This window comes from Pseudomonas sp. NPDC089428 (assembly GCF_044749325.1).
In the GTDB taxonomy this organism is placed as follows: domain Bacteria; phylum Pseudomonadota; class Gammaproteobacteria; order Pseudomonadales; family Pseudomonadaceae; genus Aquipseudomonas.
Genome location: NZ_JBIVHT010000004.1, coordinates 694 through 20,743 on the forward strand (window position 1 = coordinate 694; position 20,050 = coordinate 20,743).

Consider the following 20,050-nt stretch of genomic DNA (forward strand, 5'->3'; position numbering starts at 1 on the left):
AGCAAGAGCAAGAGCAAGAGCAAGAGCAAGAGCAAGAGCAAGAGCAAGAGCAAGAGCAAGAGCAAGAGCAAGAGCAAGAGCAAGAGCAAGAGCAAGAGCAAGATGAAGCGTCAAGCGCCTCGAGAAAGAACATAGCGGAACCCAATACGATCAGCCCTGCAGCGCAGCTATGCACAATGAAGGTGTCGTACGTAGGTGTTTTAAACCTCCATGGCCTGGCCCATCCGGCAAAAATCAGCAAAAGGACGATTGCAGCCAGTTCAAACTGCGCTGCTATCAAGCATACAGCGCCAAATGCCATGCCACTCGAAAGCGATTTTTCGTTGCTCAGTGGAAGGTAGAAAATGACTACCGCACCGAGCGGCAACCAGACACCTATCCCTGCTGTCATCAGCAGGAAGCGCTGCCCGAGGTGTGTTATTCGACATGCCGTAGTGTTCGTTGCTTGATCTCCAGGTGGCCGTTTTCGCGGGGCCACAACTTCCCTTCGCCGGATAGCATAGTTTCAATGTGCCGATGAACGTCGGCCTGGCCCGTTACCTAGACGACGCTCACATTCATCGCATGGCTGGCCACGCCGTGACACCCGCATGCCAACCGATGGCCTTGCAGCACCACCGGCTTACCGTTCAGGCGCCGGTTGGGGTGCCCTTCGATGAAAGCGAAAACCCCTTGGTGGAGCGGGCAACTGGCCTTGTCGCCCAGCACCGCCGGCGTTTTACCGTTGACAGTGTGGGTGCCAGCCAGCTGGCATGACAGCACGCTGCCCCCGCTGCTGGTGGGGTCGCCCCGACAGATGGGAGGGTTCATGCCTAGGATCGTCCGATACTTGGGAGGCCATACTTGAAAGGGTCAGCGCCACGGTTCTGCTGGTTCTTCGCCTTGCGTGTCTCATCTGGCGGGCTGATCATCTGCACGGTGAGGCTGCCGTCGCTGCCGGCGTACACCACGGCACTGGCACCGCCGTCGAGGTAGCTGGCGATGGTGGCCAGGTTGATCTCCACCAGCGCGCCGCTGACGCCGGTATTGCCCAGGCGTCGACCGATATCGTAGCCCTCGTCGACATTGCCCACGTCCAGGCCTTGGCCATCGGTATTGAGGCTGTGCAGGGCGTTGGTCAGAGCGATTTCTGCTTCAGCGTTGTTAGTGGTGTCGTAGAACACGCGTACCGGCTTTTGCCCGTTGGGCAGGGTGTCGAGGGCCTTGAGCCAACCCGCTTGCAAAGCCTTGGCCTGCAACGCGGGTTTGAGGCGTTTGCCGTATTCGTCCTGCATGGGAACCTTGACCGGACGGTGCAGGTAACCCAGCACGGGTGCTGCGTCGAACTCCTTCAACTGGTGCTCGGCCCAACGCACGGGCAGCCAGGGGGACGGTTCGAAATGGCCTGGGCCGCGGTTGTCGATGGTTTTCCACAAGTTAGGTAGTTGCGATTGCCAGTAGGCGCTGGACATCGTGTAGGAGAGTATCGGCGCTTTAGCGCCCTTGGCATGTTCGGCGGCTTTGTACCATTCTATAAATGCCTTGCTCCGGTCCCAATAAAATGCCCACAACTTGCCAAAGTCAGTTTTTTTGTCCTGATTGTCCTCGGCGTCACGGGTGACGAAGGGGCGAATGTAGCGGTCCACCCGGTCCGAGCGCGTGACCAGCAGGCCGGTCATGCTTTCGTAAATCGTTGGAACCACATGGCCATTTTGCAACCCCGGAGTGCCGGGTTTGCGATAGGGGTCTCGCGTCACGTCACCGTCTCGGCTCGCGATCAAGGCCTGTGGCACTTTGGGGTTGTCTTCAAAAAACTTGAACAGTCGCTCGATCATCCCTTGTGCATAGGCCGTGCTTTCATCGTCTTGCCACAGAAACTGGGTAAGGCCCAAGGTCGCAGCATTACGGCCTGTATTGATCAGGCCAGCTGCCTTGTAACCTTTTGCATAAGGGTCGGGCGGCCCCAGCGCAAACACCGGAATCGGCCAGTAGGACACTGCTTCACCTGCCGAATTTTTGAATGCGATACGGACCTTGATGTTTGCGGAGCTTCTCCTAGTGTCTAGTGAAGGATCGTAATCTTTCGCATCCTGCGAGTAGATCGAAGCGAAATTGTCGTTTTTATTTTTGATGAACTGCCAGATTTTGGACTGACCATCTGTATAAACTCCAAGTCCGACACCCCGAATTTCCAGGGCGTAGGTGCGGATTTGGGTGGCCTGTTGTTCGGCGTTTCTGAGCTCTATCTGGTTGCGATAATTGGCAAACTCAGCCTTCTCACTTGCTAGGGCATTGCCCCACCAATGAATGCCGAAGATCATCAGTAGCGGGCCGACAATAGCGGCAACGCCCCAGGCCATGACGGGTTTCATGTCGCGAAGTACCATGTCAGCTTCCTGTGCTTTGAGTTGGACTACCCAGATGAAGCTAAGCCAAAGCACAATTAGCAGCCCGGCGATCATCTGATAAGGTTTCAAGTTGGGCCTTGATTTAGAGGGAGATGGGTGGTCCTTCATCGGTCAACTCCTTTGTCAGGTGAGTTGGCCACTAGAGGCGGCGGCGAAAGTGAGACCAGGCCTGAAGGTGGGAACAGACCTAATTCATAGTACTCACTACTGGCAATCACCAATTCTTGAGTCTCCTCACTCAGTCGCGGCCAAGCCGGTAGTTCTGTGATTCTCAGGAGGGTTTCTTCATCCACCTTCCAATCCGCAATTGCAACCAACACCTCCCGCATATCTGGGTCATCAAGGCTGTGCGCCTGGCCAATAGCAATGTCCATCGCCGTTACCCAGCGCTGGTTTTCCGGGCTGCGCAAAACGGCCGAGTGGTAGCTGTTAGGCTCCCTTTCTTTCTTATCTTCGCGCATCCGCTCCTGGATATCATTGGGCGTTTCTTCACGAAAAATGACGTACTCTTTCACCTCTGAGCCTCGATACACGGGTACTTGGCTTATGGCTGAAGTTTGATCACCGGGCTCTTTGCCAGCGTTCAACCGGGCCAGTTCTGCATGCGAGTCCACGCGATGAGGGCTGGTACGCACCTTGAACCATTTGAAGCGGGCTTTCGGATTGCCCAGTGCGGAGCGGATACTCACGTCATCGGGGCTGTCCTTGCCTGCCTGGGTGGGTGTGCCCTGTTCTACCTCGCCGCCAAACAAATCTGGAGCGTAGGGTGGGCTTAAAGGTTCGGCATTGATCAGCACTTCCTGACCTTTTGCTATTGGCGCTTGCGAGGCCACGGCGCCGCCTGACCACCCGCCAGGGTAGCGGGGTTCCCCTTTGGCACGCAGCACCGTGTGTTGTATGGCGTCGCCGACCAGTACCGGCTTACCGTCGCGATGACGCTTGGTCCACAGGCGCTGGTAAAACCGCACGGACTGCAACGCCGCCATCGCCGGTTTGCCGTCCGGCAAAGTATTGGGCACCCCATAGGTACCGATGCCATGCACGTCGTCCAGGGCGACGGTGGTGTCGTCCGGGCAGAAGTACAGGTAAACCTTGCCGCGATTATCACGCTCGGGAAAAACAGTGAAGTTGCCGACCGTGTCCCTGCGCGAGCCCTGTATGGGGGACCACCTGGGGCCCGTGCGACCGCCGTAGGTCTTGCTGTCCCTGAGTGCGGACAGCGGCGGCTGGGCGTGGGGTGCCTGGGTGACTGCGGTGGCGATGTTGATCAGTGTGGCGAGCGTGTCATGGCCTTTGGGGGTGGTTTTGGGCAGCACACTGTAGGGCGTGTCCACCATGATGACGGTGTCGGCACAGCGTTGGCCCTTGTCGATCAACAGGGCTTGCGCAAGCAGGGTAATCAAGGTGCCTTGACTGTGGCCCATGATGGTGATGGTTTCATCGGGCGATACACGGCGGATCTCACTGACCAACATGGCCAATCGCGTTGCTGCGAGCACAAAGTAACGCCGATGTGGCCCTTTACCCATGTACTGGGTGTTGGAGAGCATGGGTTGTGCGAGATGCCGGATAGCCTTGGCAAAGCCTGGGCTGTACATCTCCAGCAGGTTGTTGGTGGCATTGGCGAAGAACCCGCCGCCTTTGGCGAAGTGCCGGTCCAGACGGTTTTCGAACACGTCCTGGTATTGGCCGCGCAGTTTGGTCGGGTCGTCGTTTTTATCGCGCTTGATCTCGCCAGGCTCAGCACGATAGCCCCAGTAAAACGGGATCATCAGGCTGCGTGTTTTCGGGTCGGCCGTGTCTCGTCGATAGAGGTACGTGTCTGGATCGTCCAGCTTGGCAATGTCATCTTCACTGCGCTCTTTAACTGGGCGTTTGTCCGCAGCTCTGTAGGCAGCCCCATATCGTCCCGCCTTCAGATCAGGCCGATCCAGACGTTCATTCACCCCCTGGCACAACCCCGTCTCCACCGATTCGTATGAAGCCCCCGGGTCATTCACCCCGTGCAAGAAGATCACCACTCCTGGCAGGTCGGCGGGCACCTCCATTTTGCGTTCGGTACTGAAGTTGGGTACCAGCCGTGTGACGCTTTCAGCCACGGTAATTTGATCGCCACTCATTGGCTGCCTCCTTTGCTGCTGGTGCTGCGCAAGGCAGCCACTTGTGCCTGGTGCATCGCTTCGCGCTCGACGCGTTCGGTAAGCCCGCTGGCGTCAGTCAGGCCTTGCACGGTGCTGCCGTCTTCGAGCGTGATCTGGTAGGCGTGGTCAACGGCCATTCGAACGCTGTCGTCGGCGTGCCCCGGGTAGTGGAAGGCCAGGCGTTGCGCCGCCGGGTCGCGGGTGAATGCCGGCACCTGGGCGCTGTCGGTTTTAGGTCCGACCCAGTCATGCTCACTGGCGTGGACGATCACCTTGCCCTGGCTGCCGATTTCGACGCCGCCACCGATCTTGATGTAACTGCCATCGTCGGCCACTAAACGGATGGTGGGTGCAGTGACGACGACCTCGCCTTCAGCGGCCGACAGGTGCAGGTTTTTTTGGGCATTGACGGTGATGTCGTCTTCCTGGGCCTGCACCAGCACTTTGCCGCGGTTGGCGATCGCGCTGATGCCCTCGTCCTGGGCGAAGGCACTGATGCCCTTGCCAGCTTGCAGGCGCATGGCGGCGCCGCTGGTCATTTGCAAATGGTCCTGGGCGGTGGTGTCGTGATTCGCGCCGGCGTAGTGGGTTTGCGAGCGCGGTGTGGCACTGGCGATACCCGCTTCTGACGCAACGGCCATTACGGGGTCGCCCGGGCTGTCGCTGTCGGGCGCTGGCCACTGCTTCAGGGCCTGGCTCAAGGCATCGATGCCCTCGCTGTCCACCGCTGCACCCCCGCGTGCGGCGGCGGTTTGCCCAAGGCTCTTGAACAGCTCCCCGCACTCGGCCAGCAGCTTGAGCAGTTCTTCGCGGTCCAGCTGCGCCCCCGTGGCGTCGTGGCGTGCATAGGTGGTCAGCAGCAGGCCTTGGGCGGCGCGCAGGGCAATCGCGGCGTCGGTGCGCAGCTCGGCACCGTTGCCACGGGCCTTGGCCTGGCCGTCGGTCCGCGGCTCGGTGAGCTTGCCCAGGTTGAGTGCGGTGGCGTGGTGCGTGGTACCGACGCGGGCACGCAAGGCGCCCGGCGTGTCATCGAACAACAGCTCGTTGAAACCACGGCCCTTGTGCTCCTGGGTCTGGATGCCGGAGAGCGCGCGGTTGCCTGGCAAGCCTGAGGCCTTGCTGAATCGCGGCGGCGTCTGCTCGGCGTTGTACAGCACAGAGGTGACCACGGGGCGGTCGATATCGCCGGCCAGAAAGGTCACCAGCACTTCCTGGCCGATACGCGGCAAGAACTGATGACCGAAGCCACTGCCAGCGCTGGGCATCGCCACCCGCACCCAGGTGGTGCCCTGGGGCAGGCTCTCGCCGCGCTGCCAGTGGAACCGGACCTGCACCCGCGCCAGCTCGTCAGTGAACACTTCCTCGCCTTCCGGCCCGACCACGATTGCGCTCAGCGGCCCGTTGATGGTGGGGCGCGGTACGGTGATTGGGTGGCGGTAAGGGATGTTCTGGCGAATGCAGACAAACTGGTTGTCGTAACCTGCGGGCTCATCGGAAAAGTAGTTGTTGCGGCCCTGGTGCTCGACCGACACCAGCAGGAACTGGCGAGCGTCCGCTGCGCCGCGTTCATGGTCGAAGTGCTGGGTGAGTTCGAAGCTGTAGCCCGGCCGCATGGCCCGGCAGTTGCTGCTGCCGCTGAAGGTCTTGGCCTGAGCTTCAATGATCTCCAGGTGGCGACGGACCAGCGACTCGCCGCCGTCGCGCTGGCCATGGCTGTAGGCACCGAGAAAATCGTAGACCTCGTAGGACGCGACGTCGCCCTGTTCATTGAGGCTGCCCATCTCGATGGACAAGGGATTTCTCGGTTGCTTGTAATCGAAGGTCTGGATGGCCATCTTGCCAGGTTGCAAGCCCCGGTGGCTGCGCCACTGTGTGATCGAGTCACTGGTCTCGGTGACGAAGGCGCTGTGGTAGCGGATCTGCGGTTGTTCGGGCAGCGCTTCCAGGCCCTGGGACCGATCCGTGATGATCAGGCTGTGCCCGTCCTTGCTGTGATCGAAGTAGAAGAACAGGCCGTCCTGCTCCAGCAAGCGCAGCACGAAATTCAGGTCGGTTTCGCGGTACTGGGTGATGTAGCTGTGGGACTTGAGCGGCCTGAGCAGGTGAAACTCGAATTGGCGCAACCCGCCGTAGTGCTCGAACACCGTGCGGATGACCGTTTCGATGGTCTGCTCTTGGAAGATCCGCGAATCAACGCGTCGTGACAGCATCCACAGCCAGGGGCTGAGTGTCGCGCTGTAACGCGCCAGGCCGCCGTCGCTGCCCAGGAGGTTGAAGCGGGTGATGTGGCCATGGATAGGGCGCACGCCGCCGTCGGCAAGCTCGATCTCCAGAAGGGCGGGCTGGCCCATCAATGACTTGAGTTCGAGCCTGGCGTCCTGGCTGATCAGCGACAGCTCGAAGCTGAACAGCGTGGACAACCCTTCTATACCGCTGAAGTGCTCCAGCAACAACGCCTGGTCATCCTGGATCGGGGTGGTGAGCCTGATCAGGCGGCGGTTCTGTGGCGTAAAAATGCTCGTCAATTCCATCGACGTAATATCCCTGCGCAAAACAAGTCGCGGAAGGTAGCACAGGTTTTGGCAGCATCGGCCCGATTGGGGCGCGACATAGTTTGTCAAGACGTGACGGTCATTCCATTGCCAGGGTTTTTCACCTATTGTCGAACCTCCGTCCCTGAATGATCGGCCGCTCTATGGAGAAAGTCATCGTCATCACCGGTGCCAGCCGTGGCATCGGCGCCGCCACCGCCTTGCAGGCCGCCCGCGAGGGCTACCGCATCTGCATCAACTACCACGCCGACGACCAGGCCGCCGAGCACATCCTCGCCCAGGTCCGCGCCCTCGGTGCCGAAGCCATCACCGTGCGCGCCGACGCCAGTGTCGAAGACGAGGTGATCCAGTTGTTCCACCGCGTCGACCAGGAGCTCGGCCCGGTGACCGCACTGGTCAACAACGCCGGCACCATTGGCCAGCAAAGCCGCGTCGAAGACATGTCCGAGTTCCGCCTGCTGAAGGTGATGAAGACCAACGTCGTCGGCCCCATGCTTTGCGCCAAGCACGCCCTGCTGCGCATGGCTCGCCGCCACGGCGGGCAAGGTGGCGCGATCGTCAATGTGTCCTCGCTCGCCGCACGCCTGGGCTCACCCAACGAGTACGTCGACTACGCCGCCTCCAAAGGCGCGCTGGATACCTTCACCCTCGGCCTGGCCAAGGAAGTGGCGGGCGAGGGCGTGCGGGTCAACGGCGTGCGACCGGGTTACATCCATACCGGTTTCCACGCCCTCTCCGGTGACCCCGACCGCGTGACCAAGCTCGAGCCCGGCTTGCCCATGGGGCGCGGCGGCCGCGCCGAGGAAGTGGCCGAGGCGATCCTCTGGCTGCTGTCGGACAAGGCCTCGTACTCCACCGGCAGCTTCATCGAACTGGGCGGCGGGCGCTGAGCGCTGCCCGTCAGGGCAGCTCATCCGCCAGCAGCTGGCGTACCCGTTCGGCCAGCGCTTCAAGCTCGAACGGCTTGGTCAGCACGCTGGTACCTTGCAGCAGCTGGCCATCGCTGAGCGCCGCACTCTCGTCGTAGCCGGTAATGAACAGCACCTTCAGCTGCGGATGCAGTTGCCGGCACCGCTCTGCCAACTGGCGGCCATTGAGGCCGCCGGGCAGGCCGATATCGCTCAGCAACAGGTCAGGTTGCTCGCACTGCTGCATGTGCGCCAGCGCTGTAGCGCCATTCTCGAAGGCCTGGACCTGATAGCCCAGTTCTTCCAGCACTTCGGCGACCACCAGGCGCAGCGCCGCCTGGTCCTCCACCAGCACGATGCGTTGCCCGCCCGAGCTGCTTGCCAACGGCTTGCGCGCAGACGGCTTGGGGGCCACAGCGGGCTGCTCGTGGTACCGCGGCAGGTACAGCTCGACCCGTGTGCCCTCGCCGGGCGAGGTGAGCAAGCGTAGCTGGCCACCCGACTGGCGCACGAAACCGTAGGTCATCGACAACCCCAGGCCGGTGCCCTGGCCCATGGGTTTTGTTGAGAAGAACGGGTCGATGGCCCGTGCCGCCACGGCGGCGCTCATGCCACAACCGGTGTCGGCCACGCTCAGCCGCACATAGTCCCCTGCGGCGATTTCGAGCGGGCGTGCCTGCTCGCTGTCGAGGCTGATGTTGTCGCCCTCGATATCGATCGTACCGCCGCCGGGCATGGCGTCACGTGCATTGATGCACAGGTTGAGCAAGGCGCTTTCCAGCTGCGGCGGGTCGATGAAGGTCGGCCACAAACGGTCGATGAAGCGGCTGCGCAAGGTGATGGAAGGGCCGATGCTGCGGCGCACCAGCTCTTCCATGTCGTTGACCAGGGCCGCCACCTCGGTCGAGCGCGGCTGCAAGGTCTGCTGGCGCGAGAAGGCCAGCAACCGATGCACCAGCGCTGAAGCCCGTTGCGCCGAGCCACTGGACAGTTCCAGCAAAGGCTCAAGCTCTGTGTAACGCTGCTGGCCGAGGCGTTGCTGCATCAGCTCCTGGGCGTTGATGATGCCGCCCAGCAGGTTATTGAAGTCGTGGGCGATGCCGCCGCTGAGCTGGCCCACGGCCTCCATCTTCTGCGCCTGGCGCAGCGCCTGCTCGGCCTTGGCCAGGCGCTGCTGCTCCTGGACCCGCTCGGTGATGTCGTAGGCAAACAGATAGGCGCCTTGCACGCTGCCGTCCTGGTCGCGCAAGGCGTTGAAACGCAGCTCGTAGTGGCGTGAGCCGAACGCACCGATTTCGGTGAACTGTTCGCCTGCCAGCGCCCGGTGCCACATTGGCATGATCAGCGTATCGCCTGTGAGCTGACATTGGTTCACCACTGTTGGCAGGTGTTCACCGACTTCGGGTGTGTGGCCGTACAAGGCATGGAAGTCATGCTTGGCCTGGCGATTGACGGCTAGCCAGCGCATGTCGCTATCGATCAAATGCACATTGACCACGCTATGGTCGATCAGCTCGGCAAACAGGCGGCGCTCGGCCAGGGCCGCGCTGACCCGCTGCTCGAGCTGTTCGTTGAGTTGTTGCAGGGCCTGCTCGGCCTTGCGCCGCTCGGTGACGTCCTTGAACAGAACCGCGACCTGGCGGCGCTCCGGCGGCTCCACGCGGAAGGTGGTCACCGACAGCACATGGCCGGTGGCGACCAGCTCCTGTTCGAACTGCAGCGGCTCGCCCGTGCGCAATACCGCGCCGTAGCGGGCGACCCAGTCGTCAGCTTCGTCGGGCACCATTTCGCGCAGCGTCTGCCCGACCACGTTGGGGATGCCGGCATGCTTGGCATAGGCGGCGTTGGCGAGGACATGCACATAATCGCTGAGCGGGCCATGGGGCCCGTCGAAGAACTCGATGATGCAGAAGCCTTCGTCCATGGTGTCGAACAGGAATCGATAGATGTTCTGGTCTTGAACTTCGTGTTGCAGCAGCTGTGTCTCCAGCTGCGCATTACGCTGGCGCAGGGTTTCGATTTCCTGGCGCAGGGCGAGCAGCTCGCGGTGGGGCATGGCGATGTCCGACAAAAGCGAATCGTCAGACTTTACCTGTACGCAACGCGGGCGCATAGCGGGCTACGGCGGCAAGCGCCGATTTTCCAGCAACTGGGCGACGTGCTGGTTGAGGGCCGCGAGCTCGAACGGTTTGTACAGCACGGCGCAGTGCCTGCCAGGGCTGATGTCGACCCGGTTGCTGGCATAGCCGGTGATGTACAGCACCGCAACGGTGCCGGGCTGCTTCTGGCAGGCTGCTGCTATCTGGTAGCCGTCGATGCCGCCCGGTAGGCCGATATCGGTGATCAGCAGGTGCGGGCGCACGCCTGCGTGCAGCGCCTCCAGTGCGCAGCGGCCATCGCTGAAGGCATGTACCTGGTGCCCTTGATCCTCGAGCACCTCGCTGATCAGCAGCCGCAGGGTGTCCTGGTCTTCCACCAGCATCACCACCTGTGGGGCTGCGCGGGGCTGCTCGCCTGGCGCTTGTGGCTGCATGCTGGCGTGTTCGGCGGTGTCGCAGGAAGCCCGTGGCAAGTAGAGGTGAACGCAGGCGCCTTGCCCCGGCTCGCTGACAATGCGCAGTTGCCCGCCGGACTGGCGCACGAAACCATACACGATCGACAGCCCAAGGCCCGAGCCGTGGCCTAGCGGCTTGGTGGTATAGAAGGGCTCGAAGGCTCTCTGCAGCACCTCGTCAGGCATGCCGACACCGTTGTCGCAGACACTGACATGCAGGTAGGCGCCGCCGGGCAGGTCCAGCGTGCGTGCCTGCTGCTCATCGAGTTGGGCGTTTTCACTGGCGATGCACAGTGTGCCGCCCAGCGGCATGGCGTCGCGGGCATTGATGCACAGGTTCAGCAGTGCGTTTTCCAGTTGGTGCGGGTCGATCTGCACCAGCCATTGGCCGCTCTGGGTCTGGTCAAGGAAGGTGATACGCGCATCGAGCGAACTGGCAATCAGCTCGCGCATGCCTGCCACCAGCTGCTGCACGTCCACGGCCTGTGGCACCAGTGTCTGCTGGCGCGAGAAGGCCAGCAGGCGCTGCACCAGCGCGGCGGCGCGCTGGGTGTTGTGCCGGGCGATGCCAAGCAACCGGGTGGTGTCGTGGTAGTGCCGTTCGGCCTGGCGCTGCTCGGCCATTTCCAGGGCGCCGGATATACCGCCGAGCAGGTTGTTGAAGTCGTGGGCGATGCCACCGGTCAACTGACCGACGGCTTCCATCTTTTGCGATTGGCGCAGGGCCTCTTCAATTTTGCGCACGCGCTCTTGTTCGGCGATGCGCTCGCTGATGTCGTAGGCGAACAGGTATCCGCCCTGGATCCGCTGTTGGGCGTCGCGTAAGGCGTTGTAGCTGATTTCGTAGTGGCGCAGGGCGTCGGCCGGGCCGAGGGTGATGATGTCGGTGAACGCCTCGCCGGCAAGCACGCGTGGCCACACCGGCTCCAGCCATTTTACGATGTCGGGCTGGTTGGCGATGAACTGTGGAATGTAGTCGCCCACCTGCGGCACGAAGCCGCGCAGGCGTTTGAAGGTTTCCTGGGCGGTGCGGTTGATCGCCAGCAGCCGGAAGTTGCGATCGGCTGCGAACACGTTGGCCTGGCTGTGGTCGACCAATTCGCCCAGCAACCTGTTGTTGGCCTGGGCCTGGTCGATGCGTTGGGCCAGTTCCTGCATCTGTAGCGGGGAGGGCGGGGAGGGCGACACATCATCAGCTGGCATGGAAGCATCCTGCGTGTGAGTCGCCCAACTATAGCCGCACTTCGTCAGGCCTTCCTTCAGAACGAGCGGATGATCCGGCCCAGAGTTTCCATGGCGCGTTCGGCGCCCTCGTTCCACGGTGTGCCGTAGTTCAGGCGAATGCAGTTGCCGAAGCGCCGGGTTGGCGAAAAGATCGGCCCTGGCGCAATGCTGATGCCTTGGGCCAATGCCATGTGGAACAGCTTGAGGGCGTCCATCTGTTCGGGCAGTTCCAGCCACAGGAAGTAGCCGCCGGAGGGCTGGCTGACGCGGGTCTGCGCCGGAAAATGGCGGGCGATGGCCGCCAGCATGTTGGCCTGCTGCCCCTCGAGGGCGTAGCGCAGCTTGCGCAGGTGGCGGTCGTAGCCACCGTGTTGCAGGTAGTCGGCAATGGCCGCCTGGGCCGGCATCGAGGCGCACAGCGAGGTCATCAGTTTCAGCCGTTCGATTTTCTGCGCGAAGCGCCCGGCGGCTACCCAGCCGATGCGGTAGCCCGGTGCCAGGCTCTTGGCGAACGAGCCGCAGTGCATCACCAGGCCTTGCGTGTCGAAGGCCTTGGCCGGTTTCGGGGCCTGTTGCGCGTAATACAGCTCGGCGTAGACATCGTCCTCGATCAACGGCACCTGATGACGGCGCAGCAGCTCGACCAGGGCCTGCTTCTTGGCCTCGGGCATGCTCGCGCCCACCGGGTTCTGGAAGTTGGTCATGCACCACACGGCCTTGACCGGGTGCTTTTCCAGCGTCTGGGCCAGTACTGCCAGGTCCATGCCCTCACGCGGGTGCACCGGGATCTCCACGGCCTTGAGCTTGAGCCGCTCCAGCACCTGCAGGCAGGCATAGAAGGCCGGCGCCTCGATGGCCACCAGGTCGCCGGGTTCGGTGACGGCCTGCAAACACAGGTTCAGGGCTTCCAGCGCGCCATTGGTGATCAGCAGCTCCTCCATCGGCAGCATCAACCCGCCGACCATGTAGCGCAGGGCGATCTGCCGACGCAGCTGCGGGTTGCCCGGCGACAGGTCGGTGACCACCATGCGCGGGTCCATGGCCCGGCTGGCAATGGCCAGCGAGCGTGACAGGCGCTGCAACGGGAACAGTTCAGGGCTGGGGAAGGCCGAGCCGAACGGCACGGTGCTCGGGTCCTTGATCGAATCGAGGATCGAGAACACCAGGCCGCTGACGTCCACCTCGGTCGATTCGCTGAGCGGTTCCAGCGCCTGCGGTTCGCTGAACTGGCGCGGGGCATGGGCGTTGACGAAGTAGCCCGAGCGCGGCCGTGCGCGGATCAGCCCGCGGCGTTCGAGCAGGTAGTATGCCTGGAACACCGTGGACGGGCTGACGCCGTGGGTCTGGCTGGCGTAGCGTACAGAAGGTACGCGCTGGCCTGGGCCGAGCACCCCGGAGCGGATCAGTTCGGCAATGTCGTCGGCAAAGCGTTCGTAGCGTTTCATGGGGGCTCGGCAGGCAGGGTGAACAGTCAGTGTAAGGGATCAGCGGTTCAGTGGCGCCACGAAGCGGCTGCGCGCCACGCTGCGCACGGCAGGCTGGTCGCTGTCGCGGATTTCGAAGGCCAGTTCCTGTGAGCTGCTGGCCGGGCGCGCGGCCAGCATCGCCACCGAAACCGGCAGCTCGCTCATTTCTCCGGCCGGGATACTGAACTCGGTGTTGCCGTGCAGTTCGAAGCCCTCGGCATCGAGCAGGCGCAGGCGGTAACGCTGGGGCTGTGTGGTCTTGTTGATGACCTTGAGCAGGTAGATGTTCTCGATCTGACCTTGGGCGTTCTCGCGGAACAGGCCACGGTCCTTGATCATGTCCAGCGACACCATCGGGCGCAACTGCAGGGCGGCCACCAGGGCGCCGACCATCAGCACCAGGGCAGCGACGTAGCCCAGCAGGCGCGGGCGCAGCCAATGGGTGGTGCCGCCTTGCAGGCTGTGCTCGGACTTGTAGCCGATCAGGCCGCGTGGGTAACCCATCTTGTCCATGACGTTGTCGCAGGCATCGATACAGGCCGCACAACCGATGCAGGCCATCTGCAGGCCGTCGCGGATATCGATGCCGGTGGGGCAGACCTGCACGCACAGGGTGCAGTCGATGCAGTCACCCAGGCCCTGGGCGCGGGCATCGCTGCCTTTCTTGCGCGGGCCGCGGGACTCACCGCGGTGCGGGTCGTAGGCCACGGCCAGGGTGTCCTTGTCGAACATCACGCTCTGAAAGCGCGCATAGGGGCACATGTGCAGGCACACCGCCTCGCGCAGCCAGCCGGCATTGATATAGGTGGCGGCGGTGAAGAACAGCACCCAGAACAGTGCCGCGCCACCCAGTTGCAGGGTGAACAGTTCATGGGCCAGTGGGCGGATCGGCGTGAAGTAACCGACGAAGGTCAGCCCGGTGAGCACGCCGATGGCGAGCCACAGGCTGTGCTTGAGCGTGCGCCGGCCCAGTTTGTTCAGGCTCCACGGCGCGGCGGCCAGCTTGATGCGCTGGTTGCGGTCGCCTTCGGTGACCTTTTCGCACCACATGAACAGCCAGGTCCAGGTGCTTTGCGGGCAGCTGTAACCGCACCATACCCGGCCTGCATAGACGGTGATGGCGAACAGGCCGAAGGCACAGATGATCAGCAGCGCCGAGAGCAGGATGAAGTCCTGCGGCCAGAAGGTTGCGCCAAAGATGTGGAACTTGCTGTCGGCCAGGTCCCAGAGCACCGCCTGGCGACCGTTCCAGTCAAGCCAGGCGGTGCCGAAGAACAGCACGAACAGCGCGCCCGCAAAGGCGATGCGCAGCGTGCGGTACAGGCCACTGAAGCTGCGGGTGTGGATGCCATTGGCGGCAATCTGGAGGGCATGGATACGGTCGGTCATGGCGTCGGTGCTCTTCTGGCCTCGATCAGGCACGAGCACTATGACCCCCGAACTGTTTTCAGCACAGGCTCAGGTCAGACGATAAAAACCATATCAGATTGCTTCCAATTGTGTCGCAAGCCTTAGATCACCGAGCCTGGTGTGCTGGCCTTGAGGTGCCTGCGGCTATCCACCGCACCTGCCACAGTCAGCGCGTCGGCTTCGGCTTCGGTGATCGGGAAGCGCTCGCCAGCGAGGATGGCCACGGACATGCGCAGCTGTTCATCGGTGACGATCTCGATTTCCGGGCCTTTGCCTTCGATGCGCAGCTTGTCGCCGATCAGGGTGCAGCGTTGAGTGCTTTCTTCGACTTCGATGGGCATGGTGGTGTCCTCCGGGGGCGGTGGTTACAGGTTGTGACCACAGGTGCAGGGAGGTTGCTGCATCGGCGTGCCGGGTGGGCACTTTGCTGCTCGTACGAGGGTCAACCTTTTGAGGTGTCTGCACCGGCCTCTTCGCGGGCAAGCCCGCGAAGAGGCCGGTGCAGGCAGAGCATCTCTTCAGCACGGAACCTGATTCATGGAAATCATCTGGCAAACCATCCAGGCCGAATTCGCCGACATCACCAATGAACGCGAGGTCATCCAGATTCTCGTACGCCTGCTGATGGCTGCGGTGCTGGGCGCCGTGCTGGGTTTCGAGCGCGAACACAAAGGCAAGTCCGCCGGGGTTCGCACACACATGCTGGTGTCCCTGGGCGCGGCATTGTTCGTGCTGGCACCGAGCATGGCCGGTGCCGATCAACAAGCCCTGAGCCGTGTGACCCAGGGTATCGTCGCTGGTATCGGCTTTCTCGGTGCGGGCACCATCCTCAAGGGTAACGGCCAGGACACCAGCCATGTAAAAGGCCTGACCACCGCTGCGGGGCTGTGGATGACCGCTGCCATCGGTACCGCTGCAGGCATGGGGCGAGAAGCCACGGCACTGATCAGCACGGTGCTGGCGCTACTGGTGTTGGGCACGATGCCGCTGCTGGTGGAGAAGGTCGAAAGGCAGGACGAGGAGAAGCAGAAAGAGGAGGAGGGCAGGAAGCACTGAGGGGAGCCGAAGCTCCCCTCAAAGCGTTGTTGCCTGCTCTTTTTTTATTATTGAGGCCGGCCTTTTATTGTTTTTGTAGGCTAGCCTTGGTGTCGCGTGCGACCCCCATCCGGGGTCAAGAGCAAACGTATTTTTTTGAGCGCTGACCTGCTTTCATCCGGTGGATCCGAGCCTGACTGCCGCTACCTACAGGTAGTTTTATTGTTCTGTGTCAGTCCGCGGGGCGAACCCCTGAAAAGCCTGTCGACTCCAAAAAAATCTGCTTGCTGCGCCTCTGCCGTGTTGTTCTTGTTATGTCAGAGCCGTTACATGTTGTTTTTATTGGTTGTCGCGTTTTTCTTGTTGTTGTACCAAACATATAGCAGGTGCCGTGCCAACTTTTGAAAATCCTTTAAAATCAAGGGTTTGACTGATGATGGCAAAATCGGGTGGCCTGAAATTCTGTCGATTTGTTTCCCTGTTACCCGATTTTTTGCTGGAAGCTGTGGGGGAGGTAACACTCACCCACACTCATGTGACACCTGCATGAAACTCATTGTGCACTGCGTGCACGTGCCACCCGCGAACCGTTGGCCCGGCCCAGCACAGCGCTGATGCGCTGCCCGGCGGCGATCAGCCGGTCGAGGTCGATGCCGGTCTCGATGCCCAGCCCCTGCAGCAGGTACAGCACGTCCTCGGTGGCGATGTTGCCGGTCGCGCCCTTGGCGTAAGGGCAGCCGCCAAGGCCGGCGACCGAGCTGTCGAACACACTGATGCCTTCGAGCAGGCTGGCATAGACGTTGGCCAGGGCCTGGCCATAGGTGTCGTGGAAGTGGCCGGCCAGTTGCTCGCGCGGTACCACGGCCGACACCACCTCGAACAGCCGACGGGTATCACCGGCCGTGCCGGTGCCGATGGTGTCGCCCAGCGATACCTCATAGCAACCCATCTCGTGCAGGGCCTTGGCTACCGGTGCTACCTGCTCGGCGCTGACCTTGCCTTCATAAGGGCAGCCCAGCACACAGGAAACGTAACCGCGCACCCGCACGCCGTGGCTGCGCGCGGCTTCCATGATCGGCTCGAAGCGCTGCAGGCTTTCGCTGATCGAGCAGTTGATATTGCGCTGGGAGAAGGCTTCGGACGCGGCGGCAAACACCGCCACTTCCTTCACCCCGGCCGCCAGGGCGTCCTCGAAACCACGCAGGTTGGGCGCCAGTGCGGCATAGGTAACACCGGCACGCTGCTGGATGCCGGCGAACACGTCGGCCGAACCTGCCATCTGCGGCACCCATTTGGGTGAAACGAAGCTGCCGACCTCGATGTAGCGCAGCCCGGCCTCAGTCAGGTCGTCGACCAGGCGCACCTTGTCGGCGACGCTGATGGGCTGGGCTTCGTTCTGCAGGCCGTCGCGGGGGCCGACTTCGACCAGGCGGACTGTTGCGGGCATGGGCATGGTGGGGGTTCCTGTCAGCGTTTGTCTTTGTTGTTCAGGGTGGCGGCCAGGGCCTGTTCGCAGCGCTCCTGGGCGGTGTCCAGTTCCAGCTGCATCTGGTGGATGTCGAGCATCTGCTGTTCAAGCTGGGCGCGGCGCTCGGCGATCTTCGCCAGCATGCTGTGGAGCTGCTTGAGGTTGCCGCTGCTGGGATCGTACAGCTCGATCAGCTCACGGCATTCGGCCAGCGAGAAGCCGATGCGCTTGCCACGCAGGATGAGCTTCAGGCTGACCTTGTCACGGGCCGAATAGATGCGCTCCAGGCCACGCCGCTCGGGGCTCAGCAGGCCCTGTTCCTCGTAGAAGCGGATGGCGCGGGTGGTGATGTCCAGTTCGCGGGAGAGGTCTGAGATGCTGTAGGTCTGGCTGCTCATGCTAGGGCTCGGCGTGGGGTATGCCAGTATCCTGAGGGCAGGTTGACGTATACGTCAAGCAGCTGTGGCGCTGCTGATGGCCCTTTCGAGGCGTCGAACCGCCGCGAAAGGGCCGGCGCAGCCAAACAGATCAGTCCGGCTGCACCGCACGTCGGTAAGCATTGGGCGTCTGCCCGCTCAGGCGCTTGAAGAAGCGGGCGAAGTAGGTCGGGTCGCTGAAGCCCAGGCTGTCCGACAGCTGGCCGATGCTCATGCGCGTATAGATGAGGTTGCGCCGTGCTTCCAGCAGCAGGCGCTGGTGGATCACCTGCAGCGCGGTCTGCCCGCTGAGTGCCCGGCACAGCTGGTTGAGCTGCAGGCTGGGGATGTTCAGGCGTGCGGCGAAGTCTTCTACCGAAAGGTGTTCGCGATAGTGCGCCTCGACCAACCGCAGGTACTGCCCGAGCAACTGCCGGTCACGCTCGTCCCGGTTGCGCGGAGCCTGCCCCAGTTGCTGGCGGCGGCTGATCCACACCATCAGCGCGGTCACCAGCGCTTCCAGCATGGTCGCCCGCGCAGGTGCGTTGCCCTGGTATTCCTGCTGCAGCGTTTCGATCAGCCCGCGCAGATGCATGCGGTCTTTGCCCAGTGGGTAACACGCCGCTTTCGCCAGCACCCTCAGCGGCGTGCCCAGACGCTGTTCGAGGTCAGCCACCAGCGCGGTGCCGAAGGTCAGTACATGGCCCTGGATATCGGCGCTGAAGCGAAAGCCGTGCACGGTCAGCGGCGGCACCACCTGTATGGCGGCCTCACCAATGGTGCTGCGCACGCCCTCGATTTCCACTTGGGCCTCGCCGCGCTGCACATACAGCAACTGGAACAGCTCGGCGTGCTGGTGTGGCTTGATCTCCCAGTGGTGCAGGCGGCTGCGTGCCGGGATCGACTCGCAATGCAGCAGATCGGTGCCGGGCCAGTGCTGGTTTTCGCCATATAACTGGAACAGCGGGACGCCGGGAAGAGTGGATCTCATGTCGTGATTATCTGTCCGTTAATCGAACGGTTTTTGTAAAAGTGCATTTTTTGCATTGGATATCACAGCTAATTGGCGGTTATTGCCAGTAAAAATGCAAGGGCTAAACCCAATAACGAGATAAAAACAATGAACACTCAGGTTGCAATCATCGGCGCCGGTCCGTCCGGCCTGCTGCTCGGCCAGTTGCTGCACAAGGCGGGCATCGACACCGTCATCCTCGAACGCCAGACCCCCGAATACGTACTCGGCCGCATCCGCGCCGGGGTGCTTGAACAAGGCACCGTCGACCTGCTGCGCGAAGCCGGCGTCGCCGAGCGCATGGACCGTGAAGGGCTGGTCCATGAAGGCGTCGAGCTGCTGGTCGCGGGGCGTCGCCAGCGCCTGGACCTGAAAGGCCTCACCGGCGGCAAGACGGTGATGGTCTACGGCCAGACCGAAGTCACCCGTGACCTGATGCAGGCCCGCGAAGCCAGCGGTGCGCCGATCATCTACTCCGCCAGCAACGTGCAGCCGCACGAACTCAAGGGCGAACGGCCCTACGTGACCTTTGAAAAGGACGGCCAGGCCCACCGCCTGGACTGCGACTACATCGCCGGCTGCGACGGCTTCCACGGCGTATCACGCAAGAGCATCCCCGAAGGCGTACTCAAGGAGTACGAGCGGGTCTACCCGTTCGGCTGGCTGGGCATGCTGTCCGATACCCCGCCGGTCAACCACGAGCTGATCTACGCCCACCATGCGCGTGGTTTCTCGCTGTGCAGCCAGCGCTCGCAGACGCGCAGCCGCTATTACCTGCAGGTACCGCTGGATGAACGGGTGGAAGACTGGTCCGACGAGCGTTTCTGGAACGAGCTCAAGGCGCGCCTGCCCGAAGATGTGGCGCAGCAGCTGGTCACCGGGCCTGCGCTGGAAAAGAGCATCGCACCTCTGCGCAGCCTGGTGGTCGAGCCGATGCAGTACGGCCACCTGTTCCTGGTCGGCGATGCCGCGCATATCGTCCCGCCGACCGGTGCCAAGGGCTTGAACCTGGCGGCCTCCGACGTCAACTACCTGTATCGGATCCTGGTCAAGGTGTACCGCGAGGGGCGCACCGATCTGCTGGAGCAGTACTCGCCGCTGGCCTTGCGCCGGGTCTGGAAGGGTGAGCGTTTCAGCTGGTTCATGACTCAGCTGCTGCATGACTTTGGCGAGCACAAGGATGCCTGGGACCAGAAGATGCAGGAGGCTGACCGCGAGTACTTCCTGACATCGCCGGCGGGGCTGGTGAACATTGCCGAGAACTATGTGGGGTTGCCTTACGAAGAGGTGGCTTGAGGCGCAGGGGTATGCCGACAGGGGGTTGTCGCCTGTGAGATCGAGCGCCGCCCGCGCGGCGCATCGCGGATGAATCCGCTCCTACATCTGTTGCAACGTGGCCATGCCTGCGAGGCCATGGTTGTCAGCCTCGTGTGCAGGGCTCGAGCCATGCGCCAGGGCTGGCAACCATGGCGTAACA

General features: G+C 62.4%; 15 protein-coding genes. 3 read left to right on the forward strand and 12 right to left on the reverse strand.

Translation table 11 applies throughout. The features are described 5' to 3' along the window. Positions 1 to 540: 540 nt before the first annotated feature. Genes ACIPZ5_RS08905 through ACIPZ5_RS08920 form a run of 4 tightly spaced genes read right to left on the reverse strand, consistent with a single transcriptional unit; the run spans position 541 to position 7,059 of the window. Complete coding sequence (locus ACIPZ5_RS08905; protein ID WP_400807874.1) at positions 541 to 810, reverse strand: PAAR domain-containing protein; 270 nt, start codon at positions 808 to 810, stop codon at positions 541 to 543. A gap of 2 nt (positions 811 to 812) precedes the next feature. Then, complete coding sequence (locus ACIPZ5_RS08910) at positions 813 to 2,495, reverse strand: DUF2875 family protein (RefSeq protein WP_400807877.1); 1,683 nt, start codon at positions 2,493 to 2,495, stop codon at positions 813 to 815. Next, positions 2,492 to 4,507 carry a DUF3274 domain-containing protein gene (locus ACIPZ5_RS08915; RefSeq protein WP_400807879.1) on the reverse strand — a complete coding sequence of 672 codons (2,016 nt, stop codon included), beginning with the start codon at positions 4,505 to 4,507 and terminating at the stop codon, positions 2,492 to 2,494. Before ACIPZ5_RS08915 ends, ACIPZ5_RS08910 begins: the two co-directional genes overlap by 4 nt. Then, on the reverse strand, positions 4,504 to 7,059 hold the full coding sequence (locus tag ACIPZ5_RS08920; protein WP_400807882.1) for a type VI secretion system Vgr family protein: 2,556 nt from the start codon (positions 7,057 to 7,059) through the stop codon (positions 4,504 to 4,506). Before ACIPZ5_RS08920 ends, ACIPZ5_RS08915 begins: the two co-directional genes overlap by 4 nt. 164 nt (positions 7,060 to 7,223) lie before the next feature. Here ACIPZ5_RS08920 and ACIPZ5_RS08925 point away from each other — a divergent pair, with 164 nt between their 5' ends. Further along, positions 7,224 to 7,970: an SDR family oxidoreductase gene (locus tag ACIPZ5_RS08925; RefSeq protein ID WP_261940422.1), complete on the forward strand. Its 747-nt coding sequence runs from the start codon at positions 7,224 to 7,226 to the stop codon at positions 7,968 to 7,970. A 10-nt stretch (positions 7,971 to 7,980) separates the two neighbouring features. On the opposite strand, the gene ACIPZ5_RS08930 is transcribed toward ACIPZ5_RS08925, so the two are convergent. From ACIPZ5_RS08930 to ACIPZ5_RS08950, 5 genes are all read right to left on the reverse strand, one after another. After that, complete coding sequence (locus tag ACIPZ5_RS08930) at positions 7,981 to 10,044, reverse strand: PAS domain-containing protein (protein WP_400807884.1); 2,064 nt, start codon at positions 10,042 to 10,044, stop codon at positions 7,981 to 7,983. 63 nt (positions 10,045 to 10,107) lie between these two features. Beyond that, entirely contained in the window at positions 10,108 to 11,745 is a 1,638-nt protein-coding gene (locus tag ACIPZ5_RS08935) for an ATP-binding protein (RefSeq protein WP_400807886.1), read from the reverse strand. A gap of 56 nt (positions 11,746 to 11,801) precedes the next feature. Next, the gene (gene mapR, locus ACIPZ5_RS08940; protein ID WP_400807887.1) at positions 11,802 to 13,211 is read right to left on the reverse strand and encodes a GntR family transcriptional regulator MpaR; all 1,410 of its coding nucleotides are present in this window, start codon (positions 13,209 to 13,211) and stop codon (positions 11,802 to 11,804) included. Positions 13,212 to 13,250: 39 nt separating this feature from the next. Then, a complete protein-coding gene (gene ccoG / locus ACIPZ5_RS08945) occupies positions 13,251 to 14,621 on the reverse strand; it encodes a cytochrome c oxidase accessory protein CcoG (RefSeq protein ID WP_400807890.1) in 1,371 nt (456 codons plus the stop codon). Positions 14,622 to 14,743: 122 nt separating this feature from the next. Next, entirely contained in the window at positions 14,744 to 14,983 is a 240-nt protein-coding gene (locus ACIPZ5_RS08950; RefSeq protein ID WP_054887438.1) for a DUF3203 family protein, read from the reverse strand. A gap of 196 nt (positions 14,984 to 15,179) precedes the next feature. On the opposite strand from ACIPZ5_RS08950, the gene ACIPZ5_RS08955 reads away from it, so the two are divergent. Next, the gene (locus tag ACIPZ5_RS08955) at positions 15,180 to 15,698 is read left to right on the forward strand and encodes an MgtC/SapB family protein (protein WP_261940416.1); all 519 of its coding nucleotides are present in this window, start codon (positions 15,180 to 15,182) and stop codon (positions 15,696 to 15,698) included. A 532-nt stretch (positions 15,699 to 16,230) separates the two neighbouring features. Here the strand turns inward: ACIPZ5_RS08955 and ACIPZ5_RS08960 are convergent. The 3 genes from ACIPZ5_RS08960 to ACIPZ5_RS08970 form a co-directional block, all read right to left on the reverse strand. Beyond that, positions 16,231 to 17,130 (reverse strand): hydroxymethylglutaryl-CoA lyase, encoded by a 900-nt coding sequence (locus ACIPZ5_RS08960; protein ID WP_400807895.1) that lies wholly within the window; start codon positions 17,128 to 17,130, stop codon positions 16,231 to 16,233. Positions 17,131 to 17,144: 14 nt separating this feature from the next. Continuing rightward, positions 17,145 to 17,543, reverse strand: a complete 399-nt coding sequence (locus tag ACIPZ5_RS08965; RefSeq protein ID WP_027920364.1) for a MerR family DNA-binding transcriptional regulator — start codon at positions 17,541 to 17,543, stop codon at positions 17,145 to 17,147. Positions 17,544 to 17,673: 130 nt separating this feature from the next. Continuing rightward, complete coding sequence (locus tag ACIPZ5_RS08970) at positions 17,674 to 18,552, reverse strand: helix-turn-helix domain-containing protein (RefSeq protein WP_400807898.1); 879 nt, start codon at positions 18,550 to 18,552, stop codon at positions 17,674 to 17,676. Positions 18,553 to 18,681: 129 nt separating this feature from the next. Between ACIPZ5_RS08970 and pobA the strand changes: the two genes are divergently transcribed. Next, positions 18,682 to 19,869 carry a 4-hydroxybenzoate 3-monooxygenase gene (gene pobA / locus ACIPZ5_RS08975; protein WP_261940413.1) on the forward strand — a complete coding sequence of 396 codons (1,188 nt, stop codon included), beginning with the start codon at positions 18,682 to 18,684 and terminating at the stop codon, positions 19,867 to 19,869. Positions 19,870 to 20,050: the final 181 nt, after the last annotated feature.

Bases quoted from the DNA above. Each gene is read 5' to 3' on its own strand.
- ACIPZ5_RS08905 (WP_400807874.1), bottom strand. From the start codon at position 810: ATGAACCCTCCCATCTGTCGGGGCGACCCCACCAGCAGCGGGGGCAGC.
- ACIPZ5_RS08910 (WP_400807877.1), bottom strand. From the start codon at position 2,495: ATGAAGGACCACCCATCTCCCTCTAAATCAAGGCCCAACTTGAAACCT.
- ACIPZ5_RS08915 (WP_400807879.1), bottom strand. From the start codon at position 4,507: ATGAGTGGCGATCAAATTACCGTGGCTGAAAGCGTCACACGGCTGGTA.
- ACIPZ5_RS08920 (WP_400807882.1), bottom strand. From the start codon at position 7,059: ATGGAATTGACGAGCATTTTTACGCCACAGAACCGCCGCCTGATCAGG.
- ACIPZ5_RS08925 (WP_261940422.1), top strand. From the start codon at position 7,224: ATGGAGAAAGTCATCGTCATCACCGGTGCCAGCCGTGGCATCGGCGCC.
- ACIPZ5_RS08930 (WP_400807884.1), bottom strand. From the start codon at position 10,044: ATGCCCCACCGCGAGCTGCTCGCCCTGCGCCAGGAAATCGAAACCCTG.
- ACIPZ5_RS08935 (WP_400807886.1), bottom strand. From the start codon at position 11,745: ATGCCAGCTGATGATGTGTCGCCCTCCCCGCCCTCCCCGCTACAGATG.
- mapR (WP_400807887.1), bottom strand. From the start codon at position 13,211: ATGAAACGCTACGAACGCTTTGCCGACGACATTGCCGAACTGATCCGC.
- ccoG (WP_400807890.1), bottom strand. From the start codon at position 14,621: ATGACCGACCGTATCCATGCCCTCCAGATTGCCGCCAATGGCATCCAC.
- ACIPZ5_RS08950 (WP_054887438.1), bottom strand. From the start codon at position 14,983: ATGCCCATCGAAGTCGAAGAAAGCACTCAACGCTGCACCCTGATCGGC.
- ACIPZ5_RS08955 (WP_261940416.1), top strand. From the start codon at position 15,180: ATGGAAATCATCTGGCAAACCATCCAGGCCGAATTCGCCGACATCACC.
- ACIPZ5_RS08960 (WP_400807895.1), bottom strand. From the start codon at position 17,130: ATGCCCATGCCCGCAACAGTCCGCCTGGTCGAAGTCGGCCCCCGCGAC.
- ACIPZ5_RS08965 (WP_027920364.1), bottom strand. From the start codon at position 17,543: ATGAGCAGCCAGACCTACAGCATCTCAGACCTCTCCCGCGAACTGGAC.
- ACIPZ5_RS08970 (WP_400807898.1), bottom strand. From the start codon at position 18,552: ATGAGATCCACTCTTCCCGGCGTCCCGCTGTTCCAGTTATATGGCGAA.
- pobA (WP_261940413.1), top strand. From the start codon at position 18,682: ATGAACACTCAGGTTGCAATCATCGGCGCCGGTCCGTCCGGCCTGCTG.